Origin of the sequence: Streptomyces sp. AC602_WCS936, from assembly GCF_019049125.1 — a bacterium.
Lineage (GTDB): Bacteria > Actinomycetota > Actinomycetes > Streptomycetales > Streptomycetaceae > Streptomyces.
This window is the reverse complement of sequence record NZ_JAGMUF010000101.1, coordinates 1-230: the sequence shown is the minus strand read 5'-3', so window position 1 is coordinate 230 and position 230 is coordinate 1. Positions and strand designations below refer to the sequence as shown.

The window sequence follows — 230 nt, the reverse complement described above, 5'->3', positions numbered from 1 at the left end:
TCGGTGGCACGCCGGGGCGGTCCGGGTCCGTGGTGAGCTTCGACAAGATCCTCAAGTGGCGGGAGGACACACCGCTGGTGGCGGTGTGACCCCGTCGGCACGCCGACGGCCGGGCACCTTCGCGGTGCCCGGCCGTCGGTCGTGTGCCGGTCGTGTCAGCCCTTCAGCGCGGCCATCCACTCCTCGACCTCGTCCGACCGGCGCGGCAGCCCGGCCGACAGGTTCCGGTT

At 73.0% G+C, this 230-nt stretch carries 1 pseudogene; it reads left to right on the top strand.

Annotation, left to right across the window (positions count from 1 at the left end):
• Positions 1–89 (top strand): annotated as a pseudogene (locus tag KUM03_RS38610) (ATP-binding protein); the annotation flags it as partial.
• Between the last annotated feature and the right edge of the window lie 141 nt (positions 90–230).